Genomic DNA, 22,647 nt, shown 5'->3' with positions numbered 1-22,647 from the left:
TTAGTTATTAGTTTGCTTAACAACCAAGGTGTCTAGTTTCAGCTTTAGCTTTAACCAACGATATAACTTATCTTTCTCTTTAGACAATTGATTAGCGTCTACTATAGTATCATTCCATTTAACAGTAAAAACAGCTAACGTGTCAATGCTTTTAAAATTAGAGTTTACAACACTAGCATAAGATAAGGATTCAATATTTTCATAATTAATATTCACCTCTTTAGATAATTCTTCAAAAGGAATATAACCACGCTCTAGCTTAGATAACTCTTTTACTTTTTCTTCTAAAAATGTAATTTTTTGTTGCTGAGTCATTAAGTCTAAAGAGTCTCTTGTACGTAACTCTTCCATATATTCTAGATTATTAATCTCTCTGTTTTTAGTTTGATTAATTAATAATTTAGAATTTTTTAAGTACGTATACTCTTGTAATCTATTTTCTAAAAAATGCTTCATGTCATCTGAAATTACATCTGTTCCAAATGTTGTTAACTCAATGTTAGAGTCACCATTTGGTGTGTAATTAGGCGTCGCATATTTTTGGATATAACTTGCGTTAGGTAAGGACTTAAGCTCATTAGTAATAAAGTCTTTAGCATCTACTTTAAATTGACTTTCTCTTAACACACTTAAAAACGTGAACATAGCAGGAATCATTACAATAATAGCTACTAAAGAGGCAATTCTTGCAGTACGTTTACGCTTAGCAGAATTAGCATATTTAAGCATTGGAAAACGTAAAATTTTAAGTACTAAAAATGTTGCTAAAGCAATAAATATTGTATTAATGGTAAACAAATACATAGCTTGACCAAAGTAAGTCCAATTACCTTTGGCTAATCCATAACCTGCTGTACATAAAGGTGGCATTAAAGCAGTTGCAATAGCTACTCCAAAAATTACAGAAGCAATAGTCCCACGTTTAGTACGTGCAATAATTAAAGCTAAACCTCCAAAAAAGGCTATTAAAACATCACGTATATCTGGTTGAACACGACCTAGTAACTCTGAAGTATCTTCACTTAATGGAAAAAATCTAAAAAACAAAAAGGCTGTTAACAAACTTAATACGATCATAATCGCTAAATTTATTAGCGATCGTTTAAGTGTATCAATATCATTAATTGCAATAGATAAACCTACACCTAAAATTGGTCCCATTAATGGCGAAATTAACATGGCTCCAATTACCACAGCAGTACTATTAGCATTTAAACCAATAGAGGCTACAAATATTGAGCAAATTAAAATCCATGCAGTAGCACCTTTAAAAGGGATGTCTGCTTTAATAGCTTCGATAGTGGCATCTCTGTCAGTATCGTCTCTAAAATCAAGTAATTCTTGAAGAAAGGTTTTTATACTTTTAAATAGGCCTTCAGCATCTTTTTTTACTGCTTCCTTTTTTTGATTAACCGCTTCGTTTTGTTTCTCTTCATTAGAGAAATTAAACTTATTCTCTTTAGGCTCGTTGTTTTGTTCCATAGTTAAAACCTATCCGTAATGCTCTCCAAAATTATCTTTTACTTTTTGAAGTACTTTTTTAATATCTTGTTCTTTTGACTTCGGAAAGATAAGTAAAACTTCGTCCTTGTCTACAATAATATAATCATTCAATCCATCGACAACAACAACTTTATCCGCTTTAGTTCGTATCATATTTCCTGAAGCATCTTCCGTTAAGGTTTTTGCATTGACTACAGCATTATTGTTCTGGTCTTTATCTAATTTATCGTATAAACTTCCCCAAGTTCCTAAATCATTCCAATCAAAAGTTGCTGGAATTACGTATACATTAGTAGAGGATTCCATGATGGCATAATCCACAGAAATATTTTCTGCTTTAGGATAATTATCTCTTATAAAATCATCTTCAAATTCCGTATTATAAGTAGCCATACCTGTTTTAAACAAGTCAAATAATTCTGGCTGATTACTCTCAAAAGCTTTTATTACACTTGTTGCAGACCACATAAATATACCTGCATTCCATAGAAAGTTACCTTTTGACAAAAATTGTTTTGCAGTTTCATAATTAGGTTTTTCTCTAAACTGCACTACAGGACTTATATTATCCTCAGATGCAGTTCCTGTTTCAATATAACCATATCCTGTATTTGGAAATGTAGGCGTAACACCTAATGTCATTAAGGCATCGTTATCCTGACAATAGGTAAATGCTTGCTTGACATTTGTAGTAAAAGCAACTTCGTCTTCAATCCAATGATCACTTGGTGCTACAATCATTATTGCATCAGGATTTTCCTTTTGTATTTTTAAACTTGCATACAAAATACAAGGTGCTGTATTACGCATAGCTGGCTCCAACACAACTTGACGTTGGGTTACTTCCGGAAGTTGCTCTAAGACTAAGTCGTTATATTTTTCGTTAGTTAAAATGAAAATATTTTCTTTAGGTATTAGTTTACTTAATCGGCTAAATGTTTTTTGGATCAGCGTATCTCCTGTCCCTAGCATGTCATGAAACTGCTTAGGAAACTCCTCTGTACTTACTGGCCAAAAACGTGAACCAACTCCACCTGCCATTAATATTGCGTAATAATTTTTATTCTGCATGTCCTTGTTATTGTATTAAGCTTAACTTAATTATTTAAAATTTCTACCTCAGCATTGGCATTAAACAAATAGGTTTTACCTGTTTTTACCTCGACACACTCATGTCTAGTGCGTCTTTTTGCTCCTTTTTTAAACACACGTCCATTGTGTATTTTAAAAGTCTGATGTAAAGGTACTTCAAATATAAAGCTTTTATTATTTGGAGCGTCCAATAGCTTTAAAGCTAAGGCGAGTTGCACATCTGTGTCGCTAGACGCTTTTGGATTTATAAAATGTTTTGCAACTACAGGCAAAATGGACTCCGGAAACACCTGAGGATTAATAAAAGGCAACATTAAATGCTGGAAGGTACGCTTCCACTCTGCTCCATGTGGTTTTATATGTCTGCCAAATTTAGAAAACGCTTCTAAATGGGCTATCTCATGTATTAACGTTATTAAAAATCGATATTTATTTAAACTTCCATTTACCGTAATTTGATGTTTTCCATTTGGTAATCTACGGTAATCACCATGCCTTGTTTTTCTTTCTTTTTTTACCATTACAACCAAATGATCGTGCTCTAAAAGCTGTAAAACTCTAGAGACTGATGCTTCTGGAATGTAATGAGAAATGGTGTTTTGCATGACTACAAAAATAATAGTTAATTAATATTATTAACTGAATTGATAAAATAAATTTAAGTTGTTTTAAATATCACAAATTAACAGTTTATAAAAAGTTAACACTACTTTGTTTTTGTATCTTTAAATATGAAACAATTAATTTTTATAGTAACCTTATTTATGAGTACAAACCTAGGATTAACAATAGATTTTGGAACAGAAAAAGCAGGTGATGATTGGCGTATAGTTAACGATGGTGTCATGGGTGGATTATCCACATCCAAAACAACTATATTAGAAAACAGCATTGTATTTAATGGCGAAGTTAGTCTAGAAAACAATGGTGGATTTGCAAGTATCCGCACGTTAATTACTGCAGGTGCATTAAGTGACTGTAAAACAATGACTATGCGATTTAAAAGTAATAGTACAGATCGTACCTTTGGATTATCTCTTAAAAATAGTCAACAATACTTCATACCTTATTATAAATACACCTTTACACCTAAAACTACAGATTGGGATACCATTTCTGTAAATCTATCAGATTTTAAACATTACAGAATAAGTGAAGTTATAGGAAATACAATGCCAATAAAAGCTTTGGATGATGTCTATAATATTGCATTAATTATTAGCGACAAAAAAGCTGGTAATTTTAATATTGAAATAGATTATATCAAGTTTGAATAACACAATAGCCTTTTACCTATAGACCATTAAGTTTTTAATTATGTTACAAAAAGAAACCGCTTCCAATTTCTTGAAAGCGATTTCCCATCATTAAACAACCTAAAAAAAATTACTTAGGCATCACTACTGCATCTATTGCGTGAATTACTCCATTTGAAGCTGCAACATCTGCCATAATAACTTTAGATGTGTTTCCTTTTTCATCCATTAATACAACATCTCCATCTTCTAAAGACGCTGTTAATGATCCACCTTGTACTGTAGCAACAGTAAATTTTCCGTTGTTTGCTTTAATAGCCTCAACTACTGCTGATGCATTAAATTTTCCTGGTACAACATGATACGTTAACACTGCTGTTAACATTTTTTTATTCTCAGGCTTCAATAATGTTTCTACTGTGCCTTCTGGCAATTTGTTAAAAGCATCATTTGTAGGTGCAAATACTGTAAATGGACCTTTACCACTTAACGTTTCTACTAAATCTGCTGCTTTTACTGCTGCAACAAGGGTTGTAAAGTTTTCATTTCCAACAGCTACTCCAACAATATTATCATTGTCTTGTGCTTGCCCTACTTTTGGCGAACTGTCTGTTGTGTTAAGCGCCATTTCTTTTGACTGAGTTTCTACATTTTTTGGTGCTTCTTTACAAGCATTTAATCCAATTAGCCCTACTACTGTAAAAGCCATTAATACATTTTTAGTTTTCATAGTTTTGTTTTTTTTGTTTACCCAAAGATAAAACCAGACAATAAATAAAACTATTATTTTTGTTTAAAGTTTAGTTAAACTTATTAAACAAAATAAATTCGGTCTAAAAAAACCGAAACTGAATATTCCAATTTCGGTTAAACAACACAATGCTACACCACTAAAAACCAAAGCCTAACGAGAACTGCCATACTCTGTTTTTTGGTGATCCATCATCGTAAATATCTCCAAGACCTAAATGGTAGCGCACACCTAAGCTAACATTAGCATCCGATTTAAATCCTATTCCAAAATTTACACCATAATCAAAGCTATTAGGCTCAAACTCTTGTGATGTATCAAATAAATCAAAGTTAGCATCATACGTTTCTTTATGTGAGATAGCATAACCTATTTGTGGTCCAGCCTCTAAGTAAAAGGTACTTACAGGATATAGTTTTAAAGATAATGGCACATTAATATAATTCAGTTTTTGTGTAAACGTCCCACCATTAGTTTCTAGTTCATAACCTTGCTGCGAGTACATCACTTCAATTTGAATAGCTGCAAAATTGCTTAAATAAGATTCGCCATATAATCCTAAATGAAAACCGCTTCTTTGACCAGTTTCTTCATTACCATCGTATTGTACTGATGCTAGATTATAACCACCTTTAATTCCTCCATTAGACTTAGACTTTATATCGTCTTGTGCATTTACTAAAAATAAAGCTCCAAAACTTAGTGCTAGTGTTAAACATAGTTTTTTCATAATTAATAATTTAAGTAAGTGTTAAGTTGTTTAAAAATTATTTTCCTCCATTAGCCTGAAGGTCAGCAATACATTGCGCATCCAATTGTGGTATGGATCCTCCAGAAATCATAGACATTGCTCCATTACCATTTTCTGCTTTCCAATACATTAAGCAAGACTCAATATTACAATGCTTTGGATGCTCTAAATCTTCATGATTAGTTTGCAAAGGCGTACCTAAGTTGGTTAATCCTACAATGTGTCCAAACTCATGCGTAATGACCGTAGATTCTAATATAGGTGTTGTATTTGTTATTGTGCCAGAAGTTAATTGTTGAATTGTCTCTTGATAAATTACAAACGATGTATTTCTATAAGCAGTACCCAAAACAACTCCTGTATCTGTATTGTTAGCAGAAGCACCATCCGCAAAAAAAGCCCAAACTGCTATTTGATTACTATTATTAAACAATAATCTATTAGCATCTTCTATAGCTATTATCTCTTGATTTGTATATGGCGTTAAACCAGGAGACGAGATTGCTCGTTTTTGTACCGTAATTCCATTAGGTTTAAAGGTTCTGTTTTCCAAAAAAGAAACAAAATTAGATATTGCTGTTTGAGAAGGCTCAAATCCTTCGACATATACTACCTCAACAACAAGACTAGAAAACGTAGTATCAGATAATAAATCATTGGCAGATGCACCAACATTTAACTTATTTGCTTGTGTATTGTTTAGTGCATCATTTTGTGAATCGTCGCTACTACATGACATTAATACCAACAATATTATTACGCTTAAATACTTCATATTTTTAATTTTTTTAATAATTAAACAAAACAGCCATCGTATTAAAATAGCTGTTTTGCAAAAGGCATACATCTCTGCGCTATACTAACTTATATTTGTGTTAATACTAATGTTAATGCTGCATTGGTTGTACTTTGTAATGATATGGTCGTGTTATTAAAGCTTGTCACAGCCCAATTTTGATTTAATACATTAAATGTAACATTCCCTGTAAAGGTTAAATCTAAAAACACTTCTGTTTGAGAAGCTACCTGATAAGTCCCTTGTACATCTTGCACAGTTACATTAACCGTATTGACTGCTACTAGAGATAAGTCGTTTGCAAAATCTATAGTAAACTCAGCATAATCTGACGCAGTATCAACACCTGCGTTAATAACCGACTCTACCTGAAACAATCCATCCACCAAAATAGTCTCTAAAGCATCAGCATCTTCAGCTGCTTGCTCCTCAACGACTTGCTCATTTAAACAATCAGAAATTGCTGCTTGTAATTCTGCGTCGCTATTAAATGTTATTGCCTGATTACCACTAGCATCGACAGTAGCTGTAATTGGATAATTTATAGCAAATAATTGATCATCACTAAAGTCACTTATATACGCATATAACTGCTGTTCGGTTTCAAATACAACACTCCCTGTTTGTTCTAAACTTAAACTATACGTTAATAAGGTTATTGGAAAATCAATATCTAAACAAGTAATTGCCTCATCTCCTGCTGCTGTTACTGTTTGACATGCATCAATAAAACCATCATATGTTGATTGATTTTCAACAACAACTTCGGTATAATTACTTAGTCTAATCGTTACCGGAAATTGAAGTTCCACAGTATCGTCATCTGTATTAAATTGCGCTAAAATATCAATCACTTGTTGATAATCAGCCTGACTAATAATGGTAACCTGCGTTCCGTTTACGGTTGCAGTTACTGGTAAAAGTATTGACGAGCATGACGTCCCATCTAAAAAATCATCAAAAGACCCATCGTACATTGAGGTACGCTCTAAATTACTAGCAGTTTGAGAGTTTGAAGTATTAGTGTTTGGATTGTTCCCACTTTCATCATCAATTTCATCTTGACAAGATGTTAGTGTCATTAATGAAGTTAAAAATAAGGCTGTAATAAATTTTAAGTTTTTCATAATTTTAAATGTTTGTAAAGTTAATTTTTCTTTTGTTAATGAAACTATTTTCTTTTTGAAAGCTATTTTTTCGCCATTCTATTGGTAAGACAACTGGATATTATTTTACCCTACTTTAAAATTTCAAATAAGTGATTAATTATATAAATTGAAGCGGTAAAGCTTGTTAACAAGATGATTATTAAAATTGTTTCAATGATGGTTATTAGTTTTTCGGTGTCCATGTTTACTATTTTAGATTGTTCTGCCAATAAGACAACACAAAATATTTTTACCCTACTTTTACGCAAACATTATATTTAGCCTAACTTATTTAAAAGCTAAAATTGGTTTATGAGTGAGAATACAAACAACCTTTGTGAGGAAAAAAACTTTAGTGATTTTTATGTCAAGCATTTACAATCTGCCAGTAATTTTGCATTTTATAAATGTGGCGATTCTGCAAAAAGCCTAGACTTAGTACAAGATGCCTTTTCAAAAATTTGGGAAAATTGTGCTAAAATTAATTTTGATAAAGCCAAGACGTATTTATTTACATCTATTAATAATATGTTTTTAAACACCATAAAACATAATAAAGTGGTTATGGAGTATGCTAAAGCTGCACCTTACTTAGATATGAACAATCAAAGTCCAGAATATTTATTAGAAGAAGAAGAGTTTAAAACAAAATTGCAAAATGCTATTGCATTATTAACCGATGGACAGCGTGAAGTGTTTTTATTAAATAGAATTGAAGGTAAAAAGTATCGTGAGATTGCTACCTTATTAAACCTCTCGCAAAAAGCAGTCGAAAAACGCATGTCAATTGCTTTAAAAACTTTGAAGCAACATATACAGAATATTTAATCAAGTAGGGTAAACAAGACATTAGTTGTCTTAATATTGAAGGACGTTTACAATGAAAAAAGAAAAAAACATATTACAATGGTTTAATAACGAGTTATCTAATGAAGAATTAGATGATTTAAAAAAATCTGAAGACTTTAAAACTTTAGAAAAAATAAAGCATTACAGCTCACAACTTGAAGCTCCTAAAGTTGATGCCCAACAAGCGTTGCAACAATTTAAACAAAGACAATTAACAAAAACAAAACCTAAGGTTATTACTTTAAACTTTAAATCATTTTTAAAGATAGCAGCACTATTAATTGTTATGCTTGGAGGTTCTTATTTTGTGTTTTTTAATAATACAGAATCGTTTAGCACACAAATAGCGCAAAACAAAACGGTTACATTACCTGACAACTCTGAAGTGATTTTAAATGCAAAATCTAAACTGTCCTACAACAAAAAAACGTGGGACAAGCAACGTAACTTAAAATTAGATGGTGAAGCCTTTTTTAAAGTAGAAAAAGGTCAAAAATTTACAGTTAACACTACTACTGGACTAGTGCAAGTTTTAGGTACACAATTTAACGTTAAAGAACGTGACAATTATTTTGAAGTGGTTTGCTACGAAGGCTTAGTAAGTGTTACACATAATAACAAAACCGTAAAACTACCTAAAGGCAATGGCTTTAAGGTTACTAACGGAAGCATTGAACTTATAACAAACAACACGACCACAAAACCCGATTGGATGCAAGCAGAAAGCAGCTTTACAAACATAGCATTACAAGAGGTAATTGCAGAGCTAGAACGTCAATATAACGTCACAATAAAAGCAACAGCTGTAGACACAACCCAACTATTTTCTGGTACTTTTACACACAATAATTTAAACACTGCTTTACAATCCATAACCATACCTTTAAAAATTAGTTTTAAAATTGAAGGACAAACCGTTACATTTTATAATTATGGAGGTTAGACATTGGCTTGTTGGTTTTTATCTATTAATAGTTTCTAGTGGTTTTGGTCAAAACCAACAGATCCCATTGGCTGACTATTTAACAACAATCGAAACCACTTTTAATGTCAAATTTAGTTATGCTGTAAAGGACGTGACTAACATTAATATTACACGACCTAATAATACTTTAGACCTAAACAGTACATTAGACTATCTAAATGCTAATACGCTTTTAAATTTTAAAACAATAGACAACCGTTACATTACCGTTTCGGTGTTAGAAAAAACTATTTCTATTTGCGGTACTGTGCTTTCTGCAGAAACAAACCAAGGTCTTTTAGGTGCTTCAATTACTGTAAACAACACTTACTTAGGCACGACTAGTGATTATAATGGTCAATTTAGTTTAAAAGACATTCCGCTTCAAGCGACAATAACCATTTCGTATCTAGGATTTAAAGATTACATTGTTACTGCTACATCCTTTTTTGATAGCAAACAAAGCTGCAAACCTATTACGCTATTAGTAGACAACCAGATGTTAAGCGAGGTTTTAATTACCAAATATTTAACCACAGGATTACAAAAATTAATAGACGGAAACATCGTGTTAAACACAGAACAATTTGGAATTTTACCAGGTTTAATAGCTCCTGATATTTTACAATCCATTCAAGTACTTCCTGGCGTAGAAAGCGTTAACGAGAGTGTTGCTAATATAAATGTTAGAGGCGGAACCAATGACCAAAACTTAATACTTTGGGATGGCATTAAAATGTACCATTCTGGACATTTTTTTGGTTTAATATCTGCCTATAATCCTTATTTAACCAACAAAGTTATGGTTACCAAAAACGGAACAAGTAGCCAATATAGTGATGGTGTATCTAGTACCATTAATATGTTTACTAAGGATAAAATTACAAACACTTTTTCTGGAGGAGCTGGTGTTAATTTAATTAGTGCAGATGCTTTTTTAGAAATTCCGATATCCAAAAAATTAGCACTACATATCTCAGGACGACGCTCCATTACAGATGCATTTAGCACGCCAACATATGATAATTATTTTGAAAGAAGTTTTCAGGATAGCGACATTAACATCAATCCAAATGTAGGCAATAGCACAACACAATCCGATTTTGTGTTTTATGATTATACTGCAAAAATCCTTTTTGATTTAAACGACAAACACCAATTTAGAGCCAATATTATTGGTATAAATAATAATTTAGATTATACCGAAAGCACTACAGATAGCAACACTACGACCTCTACAAAAAGCAGTAATTTAAGGCAAGATAATTTAGGTTATGGCGCAAACTGGAATGCACAATGGAACAATGCTTTTAGCACTAACGTGTCAGGTAGCTACTCGCAATACAACGTAGACGCTTCGGATTTGCGTGTGCAAACCAATCAGCGTTTAACACAAGCTAATGAGGTCTCAGAAACCAACTTACAACTAAAAACGCAATACCAAATCAATCCTAATCTATCTTTTATTAATGGCTATCAGTTTAACGAAATTGGTATTTTAAACCAAACTACAGTCACTGTTCCATCCTACTCTAAAACTAAAAAAGATGTCTTGCTAAACCATGCTTTTTTTACAGAGGTACAATATCATAAAAACAACACGTACGTAAGACTAGGTGCACGTGCCAATTACTTCCAAAAGTTTGATCAATTACTAATTGAACCTAGATTAAATGTGCGACAAAAACTATCTAACCAATTTGCTATAAAATTGGAAGGCGAATTTAAAAATCAAACTGCAACGCAAATTGTAGATTTTCAGGATGATTTTTTAGGTGTAGAAAATAGACGTTGGATACTTGCAGACAACCAAAGCATACCAATTTCAAAAAGCAAACAAGCCTCTTTTGGTATAGACTTTAAACAACATAATTTTAATTTAGATGTGACTAGTTTTTACAAAGTTGTGCATGGTATTACTGCCAGAAATCAAGGATTTTACAATAATTTTCAATATTTAAACGCAATTGGAGATTACACGTCTAAAGGTGTCGAGTTTTTAGCTAACAAAACAGCAGACCGTTTTAGCACATGGCTAAGTTACACGTACAGTATTAACGACTATCAATTTGACAGTTTTACACCATCCGTATTTCCAAATAATGTGGATATAAGACACTCGGTGTCATTAGGGTTTAATTATACCGTTTTACAAAATTTACAACTCTCAGTAGGTAGTGTTTGGCATTCTGGTCAGCCATATACCAATCCACTTGCCAGTAACCCAACCGTCCAAATCAATAATAATTACTACGTTAATTACGACCAACCAAACAGTCAAAATGTGGATCCATTTTTTAGATTGGACGCGTCTATTAATTATGACTTTAATTTTACAAAGGACTCAAAACTTAGTTTTAGAGCAGGTGTAAAAAATGTAACCAACCACTATAATACCATTAATCGTTATTTTGAAGTCGATCCAGAAGACAACAATAAAACCATCCAAATCGATAATAAATCCCTAGGATTAACACCAAACGCTAGTTTGCGTTACAGCTTTTAATAGCTTATCTTTCTTAATATTAAAGCTTTTTAAAAGCCCCTTTTAAATGCACAATTGATAAGCAACGCCATTTTAAGATGAAAAAAACTATCCTAATACTTTTTCTATTGTTAGCAATAACCGCTTGCAAGGATAATACTAACCAACCACAGTCACCAACCCAAACACCTATTGACTACCAACACATTATTACAACCCATTACCAATTATATAAGCCTACCCAAAAAGCAAAAGCAGTACTAATCCTTTTTGGCGGTTTTCCGGAACAAGCAGAGGACATTAAAAAAGAATTTAAAATTCTGGAACTCGCTAAAAAAAACAACATTGCTGTCCTGCTATCTAACTACAATCAAAAACTATGGTTAGACACAAAAGACAAACAACAACTAGCTACCTTATTACAAAACGCTATTACTGATAACCAATTACCAACAGATGCTATTTATATTGGTGGTTTTTCCAGTGGAGGCGTTGTAAGTTTACTGCTGAGCGATTTTATAACAGCCTCAAAACAGTATAACATTACTCCAAAAGGTGTCTTTATTGTGGACTCACCTATTGACCTAGAAGCCTTATACAAAGCGTCTCAAAAAAATCTAGAGCGTCAATTTTCTGAGGTATCTGTAGAAGAAAGCACATGGATACAAAACACATTAACTGAAGCTTTTGGACCACCAGAAACAAATCTAGATCACTACAAAAACAATAGCGTGTACACCTACAGTAGTAACTACACAAAAAATTTACAACATTTAAAGAATACAAAAATACGATTATACACAGAGCCTGACACACTTTGGTGGAAAACCAACCGAAAGTCAGATTATGACCAAATGAATGCGTATTACATTAAAAAGTTAGCCGAACAACTACAAGCACAACAGTTTAAAAACGTGCAATACATACCAATCAAAAATAAAGGTTACCGATCCAATGGAGACAGACATCCACATAGTTGGTCTATTATAGATGTGGAAGATTTGGTAACATGGATTTTAAACGACTAAATTTACGTAGTTGTACGTATAGATTTTCTTGTAAATTTCAATTAACTTCGTTTGCATTTTCTATATCTTTTTATTAACCAAATTGAACAAGAAACACATTCAACAAACCAAACCTCATAAAACCAAAAAACGCTTTCAAATAATTGAAAGCGTTTTTTTTATATGGTAAAGTATTAAGCTTACATGCGTTCTGGCACTGCAACACCTAATAAGCTAAATGCATTTTTTATAGTATTTGCTACTGTTTTAGATAGCTGTACTCTAAATATAATTTCGTTTTGTGTGTCTGCACCAAGTATAGATACGTTTTGATAAAAACTATTAAAGGCTTTTACCAAGTCGTAAGTATAATTAGCAATTAACGCAGGACTGTGGTTTGTTGCTGCTTGCTGTATTACCTCTGGAAACAATTGTAATTGCTTGATTAACTCACGCTCCTTGTCGTCCAAAGTCACTTGGTCTGCACTTAGCGTGATAGCCTCTGTGATATTAGCCTTACGCAGTATAGATTGGATTCTAGCATACGTATATTGTATAAAAGGCCCTGTATTACCCTGAAAATCGATAGACTCTTTTGGATCAAATAAAATACGTTTTTTAGGATCTACTTTTAAAATGTAATATTTTAAAGCACCTAAACCAATGGTTTTATAAAGGTCTGCTTTTTCTTGATCTGTATAACCGTCTAGCTTACCTAAATCCTCAGAGATGGTTTGTGCTGTGTCAGCCATTTCGACAATTAAATCGTCAGCATCTACAACTGTACCTTCTCTACTTTTCATTTTTCCAGAAGGTAAATCTACCATTCCGTAACTTAAATGAAACAGGTTTTTAGCCCAATCAAAGCCTAGTTTTTTAATAATTAAAAACAGAACTTGAAAGTGGTATTCTTGCTCATTACCAACAGTATACACCATACCTCCAACATCTGGATAATCCTTAACACGTTGGATAGCTGTCCCAATATCTTGGGTCATGTAAACTGCTGTTCCGTCAGAACGTAATACAATTTTTTCGTCTAATCCATCTGCTGTTAAATCGCACCAAACAGATCCATCTTCTTTTTTAAAGAACACGCCAGATTTTAAACCTTCGGCAACAAACTCTTTACCTAAAAGGTAGGTTTGACTTTCATAATATAAGTTATCAAAATCTACACCTAAGTTAGTATACGTTTGTTCAAAACCTTTATATACCCAACCGTTCATGGTTTGCCATAAAGCAACAACATCCTTATCTCCTGCTTCCCATTGTTGTAGCATTTGTTGTGCTGCTACTAAAATTGGTGCTTCTTTTTTTGCGTCGTCTTCGGTTTTACCTTCAGCTATTAACGCTGCAATTTCTTTTTTATATTCTTGGTCAAACTTAACGTAGTAGTTACCTACTAATTTATCGCCTTTTAAACCAGTAGATTCTGGTGTTTCACCATGACCAAAACGTTGCCAAGCTAACATACTTTTACAAATATGTATTCCTCTGTCGTTTATAATTTGTGTTTTGTATACTTTTTTACCAGACGCCTTTAAAATTTCGGCAACACTGTATCCTAATAAGTTGTTTCGGATGTGACCAAGGTGTAATGGTTTGTTTGTATTTGGCGAAGAATACTCAACCATTACGGCTTTATTTTCCGCGGAAGCGTTAACAAAACCAAACGTGTCTTGATCTTTAATAGTATTAAAATAATTTACAAAATACGATGCCTGAATCTCTAGATTTAAAAAGCCTTTAACAACGTTAAACCCTTCCACTTCTGCGACATTATCCACCAAATAGTTACCAATAGCTTCTCCTATTTGCACAGGATTACCTTTTACAACCCTTAACATTGGAAACACAACTACTGTAATATCTCCAGCAAATTCTTTACGTGTTGCTTGGAATTCTACAGTTTCTAAATCTGCGCTATAAACGGATTTAAAGGCTTGTTTAACGTGTTGCTCTAAGATGTTTTGAAGGCTCATTGATTATATTTTTTGAAAGGGCAAATATAGCATTTATTGAGCATAAACTAAGGCTTTTTGTTATCCTTATTAGCTTGGAGTATTGGATTAAAAAAAGTAAAATACAACTTTAACATAATTGTTATTATATATGCTAAGTAAGTCTAAAAATAATAAAAATACCGTTAGTCTAATTTTTTGGCATTACCACTTAAAAATTATGATATCAGCATTTTAATAATCATTTTTAACCCTCGAAGAAAAATCCCTCCAGTTTCTTCTGTAATCAAACTAACTATTAAGTCATTACCCTAATTGCTGTTAGATTGCTTTTATGTGCAATTTATCTTACATTTGTTGTAATGCTGTATATTTAAATGAAGCGACTGATTGTCCTTTTATGCCTACTAAATTTAGCTTTTGGCTTTTCGCAAGAAGAAGAGCTGGAAAGCTTGACTATTCAATTAGCTTATCAGGATCCTGATATCTCTAAAGTTGATACGTCGGTTAGCATTATTAAATTACTTTTTAAAACCGAAGATTACAGCAAAGCATTAAAGTTTATTAAGCAAAGTGAAAAACTAGCTAAAGACTTAGACTACAAAAAAGGATTGGCTGAAATTACATACTACAAAGCTAAAATCCACCATCAAGAAGGACAATACCAAATGGCTGTTGGCGAATTTAAAAACGCTAAAACGTTATTTACCACTATTAAAGACACCATTACTGTTGCTAAAATAAATAGTGATCTTGGCTTTATAGAAATTGAAAATGGTAATTACAAAGTTGGTTTAAACTATGCGTTGTCTGCGATACAAGAGTTAGAAAAACGATCGCTTTTTAATGATTTATCTACCAATTACGAAAGTCTTGCTAATGCCTACCAAAATGCCAATGTTTTAGACAAAGCTATTACCTACAACATAAAAAAGATAGAGGTCGATAATAAAATTAATAATATTAAAGGACTTATTGCTACCAATAAAAAACTAGGAGATATTTATACTTCTAATAAAAATTATAACCAAGCCATTAGTTATTACGAAAGTGCTTTGGGTTATGCTGGCAATAATGACGAAACCACTAGAGCAAACATTTTACCTTATTTAGGTAATGCATATTTAATGGATAAGGATTATAAAACGTCTGCAAGATATTTATTAGAATCCATTAACCTAAACAGACGTTTTGAAAACCAAGAAGGTGTGTTGATTGCTTTAAATAGTTTAGGCGAATTATACCTAAAACAAAACCGTTTAAGTACTGCACAGGAACAATTATTGGAGGCTTCCAATTTAAGTCGCTTATTAAACAATGATGAGCAATTACTTAAAAATTATAGATTAATGAACACGTTAGACAGTATTAAAGGCGACTTTGATAATGCTTATGTGTGGCAAAGCCAATATTATAGTTTAAAGGAAAAAATAGATGCTGAAAACAATAAAAAATCGGCAATTATAAAAATAGATACCTTAGATGGTACTACTGCTGAAGTGGATAATATTATTTTACCTGTTACCACTAATGATACGGTTGTTAGCAAGAAAAAATATGACAAATTTAAATTAATCTTTTACGCACTACTAGCTGCTTTTGCTGTGGTCTTAACCTTTTTTGTCCTGTTTTATTTAAAACGAAATAATAGATTAAAATATACTAGAGAGCTAGAGGCTAAGAATAAAAAAATAGAGTTGCAAAACGAAGCTATTTTAGAGCAAAGTAAGCATCTAGAAAACATTAATAAGGTTAAAGACAAATTGTTTTCCATAGTCTCTCACGATTTAAAAGACTCGTTAACCTCTACTAAAGGGTTTATTGATTTATTAAAAGAAGGACAGCTTACGCAAGACGAATTTCATAGTTTATTACCAGAACTAAGCGAAAACGCTAATAACGCATCACTACTACTATTTAATCTATTAAACTGGTCTAAGTCTCAAATGCAGTCTTTAGAGCCAAAACCAACCTTATTTGATATTCAAGAAGTATTTGCAGAGAAGGTAAAACTTATGGATCAAAAATTTGATGCTAAAGGTGTCAAACTAATTGATAAAACATTACGCGATTTTGTTTATGCAGATCGAAGCATGATAGAAATTGTAATACAAAACCTATTAGCTAATGCTGTTAAGTTTTGCAACAGAGGCGACCTTATTACAATTACCAACCAAATTAGTAATGGTAAGTCTATTATTAGCATTGAAGATACAGGTGTTGGTATTACTAAAGAAAACCAAAGCAAACTTTTTGGTAACAATACATTTACCACTAGAGGTACCAACAAAGAAAAAGGTACTGGATTGGGACTAACTATATGCCGAGAGTTAGTAGACTTAAACAATGGTAAAATTTGGGTGGAAAGCGAACTAAATATAGGGAGCACTTTTTATATAGAACTCCCTAAAAGTAGAATTGATAATTTAAGTGATACTAAAACTACACCTTTGGTAGAAACACCTCAGCCATCATACAGCGAGCGCTACCACCTCCACAAGTCTCAATAGTTTCTAAACTACTTGATAATATTGGACAATGTGCTTCAATTAATTGTATTTGAGTTGGTGTTAAACTGTCATGAGCAGCTTGGCTCATCACTAAATAAAGTTTATCATCCTTACCTTTAACTTGCAACATGTTACCAGCAAATTGGTGCATTTGTGCTTCAGTAATTTTAATAACTTTTTTGTTGTTTTTCTCTAAGTTACTCACCACATTTTTGCGTTCTTTTTTATCATCAATAGTATCTAAACATATGACAGCAAAAGTCTCTGCTAAACACATCATCACGTTAGTATGATAAATTGGTAAACGCTTACCATCAACCGTTTGATTTGCAGTAAAAACGACTGGTGTGTATTCAAAATCTTCGCAAAACTCGATAAATAAATCCTCATCAGCTCTTGGTGATAATGCGCAATAAGCAATCTCGTTTACACGATCTAACAATAAACTTCCGGTACCTTCTAAAAATAGCCCTTCGTCCTCTGCAGATGTGTAATCTATAATATTATTAATTTTAAAACCTTCTTGTTCTAATCTTAAAAACACATCTTCGCGTCTTTCTCTTCTTCTATTTTCAGCAAACATAGGATACATAGCGATGTCACCATTTTCATGAAAACTCACCCAATTGTTTGGAAAAATAGAGTCTGGAGTATCCAAAGATGCCTTATCATCTATCACAATTACATTTACACCTACAGCTCTAAGTTTATCTACATAAGCATCAAACTCGTCTTGAGCTTTTTTATTTATTTCGACATTTTTAAGATCTAAATCCTCTTGAAAATAGTTATTTACTGCTGTTTGCTCATTCATCCTAAAATTTACAGGACGAATCATTAATATTGTATTTGTTGTTTGATGCATATTAAAATTTTTCACAAAAGTAAATTAATTTAAAAAGAAAAGCATTTAAAAAATAAGTAAATTGAAATCTTAAAAATCACCTTATGGAATTTGTACAACAATATTTACAAAGTGAGCGTTTACTTGGCTTAAGCGCAGGAATTATAGGCTTATTATCTATTACTACTGGTATAATTTTTTACGTTAACAAACCACAATTTAAAGTCTTTGCGATTACCATGTTAATCATTGGATTAATAGAAGCTGGATTATTTATAACTGGTTACTTTTTAGTAAACAATCAAAATAACGTAAATAAAAAAATAGAACAATTTGAAAGTAATAAAGACAACTATTTAAAGACTGACAAAATAGTTGTGGATAAAAACCTGAAAGCCTTTTTTATCCTTAAATTAATTTATGCCATAACATTTATAACCTTAGCTATTGTGTTATCTAAGATTAACCTTAAACCCATCTATTTTGGCATATTTACAGCTTTAATGATCCATCTAGCTGCTGCTATTGTAATTGATACATTTGGAGAACGTTATACCAAAATATATAAGACCAATATTGAAACTACATTAAAATTATAATCACTTAATAATTAGTTTTTATAGCGATACGCTTAATAATTAATCCCTGATAATAGGGATTTAATAAAAGGATAAAAACATCGATATCCAACATAAACCAACCAAAGACTATTAATAATTTAGATTAAATGTTAAAAACATACGATTAAACAATAGAAAAATTTGTTTTATAATTAAAAATATCTTTTCTTAGTGGTATATTAATAGCATTCCCTTTGCACCTAACTGATTAATAGCAACTATGAGATTTTCCCTTATTCTCTTGTTTGTGCTTTCCCTAAGTACATTACAAGCTCAGCAAAACAACGTTGAAACAGCAAATTCTACCGACTATCTGCAAGTCACTAGATATAGATTACAACCAAAAGATTTAAATCTAGACCATGTTATTGACAATGAAAAAGTCTATATAAAAATATATTATAATGAAACCGCTAGTATTGTGGATGATTATAATTTTTTTAAACCTAAAAAAAACGAAATCTTATTTTTTTACGGAACCAATGCTGAGAACCAAAAATCAGAAATGTTTTTTAAAGTTCATGACAGCTTAAAAGACGTCTATAAAAAGAAAGATTTTAATCAATTAATGCAAGTCATTAAGGTTTTAGAATACAATGTCTTTTCTGAAGATAAGTTTTCAAGTGCTGAAGCCTATGCTGCATTAGAACGTGTGTAATACAAGTATTATATTTAAAAAAATGGCTGACTTTTAATTAAGTCAGCCATTTTTATTTGGTATAGTTTTTTTTATGGTGTGGAGTTAGAAACTTGTAATAGTTTACCGTTGTATAATTTATGTCCAGTCAATGCAAAATTAGCCATATAATCTGCCATTTGCTTAGCTGTAGTTGGTGCTTGATAACCTGGAAATGCTTCTTCTAACATTTCAGTTTGCACAGCGCCTAACGCTAACACGTTAAATGAAGGTCCAGTTTCTTTATACTCCTCAGCTAACAGCTCAGTAAGCGTAATAACAGCACCTTTACTTGAGCTATAAGCAGACAGTCCTGCAAACTTCATGCTACCCTGTACGCCTCCCATTGAGCTAACTGTAACAACATGACTATCTTTATTCATATAAGATAAAACAGTCCTTGTCATTTCGGCAACACCAAACACGTTTGTTTTATAGATGTTTTCAAATTCGTGCATGCTTGTTTCTGCAAAAGGTTTATTTAAAACAGCTCCTGCATTATTGATTAAAATATCTACTTGTTTCCAATTATCATTGATAAAAGCATTCACTTTTTTATAATCTTCAGTATTACCTAAATCAAACGAAAAGGAAGTTATATTATCAAAATGAAGGTTATTTACAGGTTGTGCATTTCTAGACAACGCTAAAACGTTATGGCCTTGATTAGCAAAAATGTGCACTAATTCAAACCCAATACCACGACTTGTTCCTGTTATAATTATATTTTTAATTTTCATTTAATGTAATTTCTTTTGTTGGTGTATTACTCATTTTTTCAATACCTGGAATAATACTATTAATTAATTGTACCATATGATTGTAATCTAACTTATCTGCTTCATCATCTACGTGGTGATAATAGTCGTAATTAGATAAATCACATGAAGAGATCGTATGACATGGTAAGTTGAACTCTTTGTAAAAAGCATAATTATCTGACTGTCTAAATAGATTATATTTGGCAGCAACCTCTGAATAACCTACTACTTTAGCACCAGAATATTCATTAATTTTTTGTGCTATATTAGACTTATCAAAACCTGTAACAAATGCAATGTAATCTCTGTCTTTAAAAGGCACACCAATCATTTCAAGATTAATCATTGTGTACATATTAAAATTATCTTGTTTTAATCGTTTTGCTAAATGAGAAGAACCTAACAACCCTTTTTCTTCCGCAGAAAAAGTTACAAAAAGTAAACTTCTTTTATTAGTCTTTTTAGTACCAAAATATTTTGCTAAGGCTAAAACACCACTAGTTCCAGCTGCATTATCATTAGCTCCATTAGCTATACTGTCATTTGCAACCGTCTTACTTTGACCTATATGGTCATAATGTGCACCAATTACAATAAATTCATTTTTTAATGTAGCATCATTACCTTCTAAATAGCCAACCACATTATAAGCGTCCAAATCACCTACTTTAAAATTGTCACGATAAGTATCAAAAAATGGCTTAATACCATAAGCATTAAACTTAGACTCAACATAGTTTGCTGCTTCACCAATACCTTCTGTTCCTGTATTTCTTCCTTTTAGATCGTCAGATGCCAAAAAAGTTACAATATCTTCAATTTCTTGGGTAGTAACGGTATAATCTTTTGGATCTAAAGTGGTCGTATCAACTTTTGTTTTACAAGCATTAACCATTACAGCTAATGCGCATACTAATAATATTTTTTTCATATTTAGTTTGATTTGAGTTTAAAGATAAAAAAATCCCAAATCAAATATATTGAAATGGGATTTTATATAATTTAAATTTTTGCTATTGCAAAACCTTATACTAACATCGTTACTGGATTTTCAATATACCCTTTTAATGTTTGTAAGAATTGTGCTCCTGTTGCTCCATCTACAGTTCTGTGATCACAAGCCAACGTTAACTTCATAGTATTTCCTGGTACCACTTGACCATTTTTTACTACTGGTTTTTGAACTATTGCTCCTACTGAAAGTATTGCTGAGTTAGGTTGATTGATGATAGACGTAAAACTCTCTATACCAAACATCCCTAAATTAGAAATAGTAAAAGTACTACCTTCCATCTCATCTAATGATAGTTTTTTATTTCTAGCACGACCTGCATAGTCTTTAACTGCTGCTCCAATTTGTGGTAAAGACTGCTCATTTGCAAACTTAACAACTGGTACTAACAATCCGTCTTCAACAGCTACTGCTACTCCGATATGAACGTGATTATTTAATCTCATTTTATCGTCAAACCATTGTGAGTTGACTTGTGGATGTTGACGTAATGCTAAAGCACATGCTTTAACAATCATATCATTAAAAGAAATTTTAACATCTGGAATTGAATTATACTGAGCTCTAAACGCCATAGCATTATCCATATCAAACTCTACATTTAAATAGTAATGTGGTGCAGAAAACTTAGATTTAGCTAGGTTTTTAGCAATTGCTTTACGCATTTGAGAGTTTGGTTTCTCATCAAAATCTTCTTGACCTGAAGCAACAAATTTAGCAACTGGTGCAGATGATTGTGCTGCTGCAGCTGGTGTAAAGTTTTCGATATCGCGTTTAACAATACGTCCATTTTCTCCAGATCCTTTTACAAGAGATAAAGTAATCCCTTTTTCTTCAGCAATTTTTTTAGCTAAAGGCGATACAAATATACGACCTGTAGACGTGTTAGATGTTTCTGCTTGAGCAGTTGCTGCTGGCTTATTATCTTGTTTAGCCTCTTGCTTAGGCGCATCCTTTTTAGGTGCTTCTTTTGGCTTATCGTCTGTTTTAGTATCACTACCTGATACTTTAAAGTTTTTAGCTATACCAGAAACATCAGTCCCTTCAGGTCCAATAATTGCTAATAATGCATCTACTTTAGCAGAGTCCCCTTCTTCTAATCCGATATATAATAATGTACCAGACTGGAATGATTCAAACTCCATAGTAGCTTTATCGGTTTCAATTTCTGCAAGGATATCTCCTTCTTCTACTACATCACCTACTTTTTTTAACCATGTTGCTACAGTACCTTCTTCCATGGTATCACTTAACCTTGGCATTGTAACTACTGTTACACCTTCTGGAATGTCTTGTGTACCTGAGCTAGATTGATCTTCTTCAGTTACACTATCTTCTGTACTCTCTTCAGATTTGTCGTCAGTCGTTTCTGGAGAAGACGCTTCTTTACTACCGTTTAGCAACTCAGAGATATCTTCACCTTCTTCACCAATAATAGCTAAAAGTTGATCAACTTTAGTTGTTTCGCCTTCCTGTACGCCAATGTGTAATAAAACACCTTCATGAAAAGACTCAAACTCCATCGTTGCCTTATCGGTTTCGATTTCTGCTAAAATATCTCCTTCTTCTATTTTATCTCCTACCTTTTTTAACCAAGCAGCAACAGTCCCTTCTTCCATGGTGTCACTTAAACGTGGCATGTTTATAATTTCTGCCAT

General features: G+C 32.2%; 20 protein-coding genes. 8 read left to right on the top strand and 12 right to left on the bottom strand.

Translation table 11 applies throughout. The features are described 5' to 3' along the window. From AC0L3M_RS15455 to AC0L3M_RS15445, 3 genes are read right to left on the bottom strand one after another with little or no spacing between them, the layout of a single operon-like run. Entirely contained in the window at positions 1–1,482 is a 1,482-nt protein-coding gene (locus tag AC0L3M_RS15455; protein ID WP_145001000.1) for a DUF389 domain-containing protein, read from the bottom strand. A 9-nt stretch (positions 1,483–1,491) separates the two neighbouring features. Next, complete coding sequence (locus tag AC0L3M_RS15450; RefSeq protein WP_473431324.1) at positions 1,492–2,574, bottom strand: mannose-1-phosphate guanylyltransferase; 1,083 nt, start codon at positions 2,572–2,574, stop codon at positions 1,492–1,494. Between the two features lie 26 nt (positions 2,575–2,600). After that, the gene (locus AC0L3M_RS15445; RefSeq protein ID WP_145001004.1) at positions 2,601–3,200 is read right to left on the bottom strand and encodes a SprT-like domain-containing protein; all 600 of its coding nucleotides are present in this window, start codon (positions 3,198–3,200) and stop codon (positions 2,601–2,603) included. 126 nt (positions 3,201–3,326) lie between these two features. Between AC0L3M_RS15445 and AC0L3M_RS15440 the strand changes: the two genes are divergently transcribed. Further along, positions 3,327–3,872: a CIA30 family protein gene (locus tag AC0L3M_RS15440; protein ID WP_292942373.1), complete on the top strand. Its 546-nt coding sequence runs from the start codon at positions 3,327–3,329 to the stop codon at positions 3,870–3,872. Between the two features lie 109 nt (positions 3,873–3,981). On the opposite strand, the gene AC0L3M_RS15435 is transcribed toward AC0L3M_RS15440, so the two are convergent. From AC0L3M_RS15435 to AC0L3M_RS15420, 4 genes are all read right to left on the bottom strand, one after another. Continuing rightward, positions 3,982–4,479 carry a fasciclin domain-containing protein gene (locus AC0L3M_RS15435; protein WP_473432518.1) on the bottom strand — a complete coding sequence of 166 codons (498 nt, stop codon included), beginning with the start codon at positions 4,477–4,479 and terminating at the stop codon, positions 3,982–3,984. A gap of 262 nt (positions 4,480–4,741) precedes the next feature. Continuing rightward, positions 4,742–5,332, bottom strand: a complete 591-nt coding sequence (locus tag AC0L3M_RS15430; protein ID WP_473431323.1) for a porin family protein — start codon at positions 5,330–5,332, stop codon at positions 4,742–4,744. 37 nt (positions 5,333–5,369) lie between these two features. Next, positions 5,370–6,128, bottom strand: a complete 759-nt coding sequence (locus AC0L3M_RS15425) for a membrane metalloprotease (RefSeq protein WP_473431322.1) — start codon at positions 6,126–6,128, stop codon at positions 5,370–5,372. Positions 6,129–6,217: 89 nt separating this feature from the next. Beyond that, positions 6,218–7,276, bottom strand: a complete 1,059-nt coding sequence (locus tag AC0L3M_RS15420) for a hypothetical protein (protein WP_473431321.1) — start codon at positions 7,274–7,276, stop codon at positions 6,218–6,220. A gap of 333 nt (positions 7,277–7,609) precedes the next feature. Between AC0L3M_RS15420 and AC0L3M_RS15415 the strand changes: the two genes are divergently transcribed. The 4 genes from AC0L3M_RS15415 (at position 7,610) to AC0L3M_RS15400 (ending at position 12,623) form a co-directional block, all read left to right on the top strand. Beyond that, positions 7,610–8,125, top strand: a complete 516-nt coding sequence (locus AC0L3M_RS15415) for an RNA polymerase sigma factor (RefSeq protein ID WP_473431320.1) — start codon at positions 7,610–7,612, stop codon at positions 8,123–8,125. A 52-nt stretch (positions 8,126–8,177) separates the two neighbouring features. Beyond that, on the top strand, positions 8,178–9,089 hold the full coding sequence (locus tag AC0L3M_RS15410; RefSeq protein ID WP_473431319.1) for a FecR family protein: 912 nt from the start codon (positions 8,178–8,180) through the stop codon (positions 9,087–9,089). After that, positions 9,049–11,616 carry a TonB-dependent receptor plug domain-containing protein gene (locus AC0L3M_RS15405; RefSeq protein ID WP_473431318.1) on the top strand — a complete coding sequence of 856 codons (2,568 nt, stop codon included), beginning with the start codon at positions 9,049–9,051 and terminating at the stop codon, positions 11,614–11,616. Before AC0L3M_RS15410 ends, AC0L3M_RS15405 begins: the two co-directional genes overlap by 41 nt. Before the next feature lie 77 nt (positions 11,617–11,693). After that, a complete protein-coding gene (locus AC0L3M_RS15400; RefSeq protein ID WP_473431317.1) occupies positions 11,694–12,623 on the top strand; it encodes a hypothetical protein in 930 nt (309 codons plus the stop codon). Positions 12,624–12,802: 179 nt separating this feature from the next. Here AC0L3M_RS15400 and argS read toward each other — a convergent pair whose 3' ends face one another. After that, complete coding sequence (argS, locus tag AC0L3M_RS15395) at positions 12,803–14,587, bottom strand: arginine--tRNA ligase (RefSeq protein ID WP_473431316.1); 1,785 nt, start codon at positions 14,585–14,587, stop codon at positions 12,803–12,805. A gap of 356 nt (positions 14,588–14,943) precedes the next feature. Between argS and AC0L3M_RS15390 the strand changes: the two genes are divergently transcribed. After that, positions 14,944–17,076: a tetratricopeptide repeat-containing sensor histidine kinase gene (locus AC0L3M_RS15390; protein WP_473431315.1), complete on the top strand. Its 2,133-nt coding sequence runs from the start codon at positions 14,944–14,946 to the stop codon at positions 17,074–17,076. On the opposite strand, the gene ctlX is transcribed toward AC0L3M_RS15390, so the two are convergent. Then, a complete protein-coding gene (gene ctlX, locus AC0L3M_RS15385; protein WP_292942343.1) occupies positions 17,009–17,941 on the bottom strand; it encodes a citrulline utilization hydrolase CtlX in 933 nt (310 codons plus the stop codon). The genes AC0L3M_RS15390 and ctlX overlap by 68 nt on opposite strands. An 83-nt stretch (positions 17,942–18,024) precedes the next feature. On the opposite strand from ctlX, the gene AC0L3M_RS15380 reads away from it, so the two are divergent. Together AC0L3M_RS15380 and AC0L3M_RS15375 are read left to right on the top strand one after the other, a co-directional pair. Continuing rightward, positions 18,025–18,519, top strand: coding sequence for a hypothetical protein (locus tag AC0L3M_RS15380; protein WP_342862541.1), 495 nt, complete (start codon positions 18,025–18,027; stop codon positions 18,517–18,519). Positions 18,520–18,760: 241 nt separating this feature from the next. Further along, positions 18,761–19,198 (top strand): hypothetical protein, encoded by a 438-nt coding sequence (locus AC0L3M_RS15375; RefSeq protein WP_473431314.1) that lies wholly within the window; start codon positions 18,761–18,763, stop codon positions 19,196–19,198. Positions 19,199–19,269: 71 nt separating this feature from the next. Here AC0L3M_RS15375 and AC0L3M_RS15370 read toward each other — a convergent pair whose 3' ends face one another. The 3 genes from AC0L3M_RS15370 to AC0L3M_RS15360 form a co-directional block, all read right to left on the bottom strand. Beyond that, entirely contained in the window at positions 19,270–19,956 is a 687-nt protein-coding gene (locus AC0L3M_RS15370; RefSeq protein ID WP_473431313.1) for an SDR family NAD(P)-dependent oxidoreductase, read from the bottom strand. Continuing rightward, positions 19,946–20,908: a M28 family peptidase gene (locus tag AC0L3M_RS15365; protein ID WP_473431312.1), complete on the bottom strand. Its 963-nt coding sequence runs from the start codon at positions 20,906–20,908 to the stop codon at positions 19,946–19,948. The genes AC0L3M_RS15370 and AC0L3M_RS15365 overlap by 11 nt, the downstream gene beginning before the upstream one ends. A gap of 95 nt (positions 20,909–21,003) precedes the next feature. Then, positions 21,004–22,647, bottom strand: coding sequence for a pyruvate dehydrogenase complex dihydrolipoamide acetyltransferase (locus AC0L3M_RS15360; protein WP_473431311.1), 1,644 nt, complete (start codon positions 22,645–22,647; stop codon positions 21,004–21,006).

Source organism: Olleya sp. KJ81-1, assembly GCF_055808135.1.
Note: the sequence above shows the minus strand (reverse complement) of the source record. Positions and strands in the feature narration are given on the sequence as shown.

What these genes read in the sequence shown, in the direction of transcription:
- AC0L3M_RS15370 (WP_473431313.1), bottom strand. Translation starts at nt 19,956, where the DNA reads ATGAAAATTAAAAATATAATTATAACAGGAACAAGTCGTGGTATTGGG.
- AC0L3M_RS15415 (WP_473431320.1), top strand. Translation starts at nt 7,610, where the DNA reads ATGAGTGAGAATACAAACAACCTTTGTGAGGAAAAAAACTTTAGTGAT.
- AC0L3M_RS15360 (WP_473431311.1), bottom strand. Translation starts at nt 22,647, where the DNA reads ATGGCAGAAATTATAAACATGCCACGTTTAAGTGACACCATGGAAGAA.
- AC0L3M_RS15400 (WP_473431317.1), top strand. Translation starts at nt 11,694, where the DNA reads ATGAAAAAAACTATCCTAATACTTTTTCTATTGTTAGCAATAACCGCT.
- AC0L3M_RS15435 (WP_473432518.1), bottom strand. Translation starts at nt 4,479, where the DNA reads ATGGCGCTTAACACAACAGACAGTTCGCCAAAAGTAGGGCAAGCACAA.
- AC0L3M_RS15410 (WP_473431319.1), top strand. Translation starts at nt 8,178, where the DNA reads ATGAAAAAAGAAAAAAACATATTACAATGGTTTAATAACGAGTTATCT.
- AC0L3M_RS15375 (WP_473431314.1), top strand. Translation starts at nt 18,761, where the DNA reads ATGAGATTTTCCCTTATTCTCTTGTTTGTGCTTTCCCTAAGTACATTA.
- AC0L3M_RS15455 (WP_145001000.1), bottom strand. Translation starts at nt 1,482, where the DNA reads ATGGAACAAAACAACGAGCCTAAAGAGAATAAGTTTAATTTCTCTAAT.
- ctlX (WP_292942343.1), bottom strand. Translation starts at nt 17,941, where the DNA reads ATGCATCAAACAACAAATACAATATTAATGATTCGTCCTGTAAATTTT.
- AC0L3M_RS15440 (WP_292942373.1), top strand. Translation starts at nt 3,327, where the DNA reads ATGAAACAATTAATTTTTATAGTAACCTTATTTATGAGTACAAACCTA.
- AC0L3M_RS15425 (WP_473431322.1), bottom strand. Translation starts at nt 6,128, where the DNA reads ATGAAGTATTTAAGCGTAATAATATTGTTGGTATTAATGTCATGTAGT.
- AC0L3M_RS15365 (WP_473431312.1), bottom strand. Translation starts at nt 20,908, where the DNA reads ATGAAAAAAATATTATTAGTATGCGCATTAGCTGTAATGGTTAATGCT.
- AC0L3M_RS15430 (WP_473431323.1), bottom strand. Translation starts at nt 5,332, where the DNA reads ATGAAAAAACTATGTTTAACACTAGCACTAAGTTTTGGAGCTTTATTT.
- AC0L3M_RS15450 (WP_473431324.1), bottom strand. Translation starts at nt 2,574, where the DNA reads ATGCAGAATAAAAATTATTACGCAATATTAATGGCAGGTGGAGTTGGT.
- AC0L3M_RS15390 (WP_473431315.1), top strand. Translation starts at nt 14,944, where the DNA reads ATGAAGCGACTGATTGTCCTTTTATGCCTACTAAATTTAGCTTTTGGC.
- AC0L3M_RS15420 (WP_473431321.1), bottom strand. Translation starts at nt 7,276, where the DNA reads ATGAAAAACTTAAAATTTATTACAGCCTTATTTTTAACTTCATTAATG.
- AC0L3M_RS15380 (WP_342862541.1), top strand. Translation starts at nt 18,025, where the DNA reads ATGGAATTTGTACAACAATATTTACAAAGTGAGCGTTTACTTGGCTTA.
- argS (WP_473431316.1), bottom strand. Translation starts at nt 14,587, where the DNA reads ATGAGCCTTCAAAACATCTTAGAGCAACACGTTAAACAAGCCTTTAAA.
- AC0L3M_RS15445 (WP_145001004.1), bottom strand. Translation starts at nt 3,200, where the DNA reads ATGCAAAACACCATTTCTCATTACATTCCAGAAGCATCAGTCTCTAGA.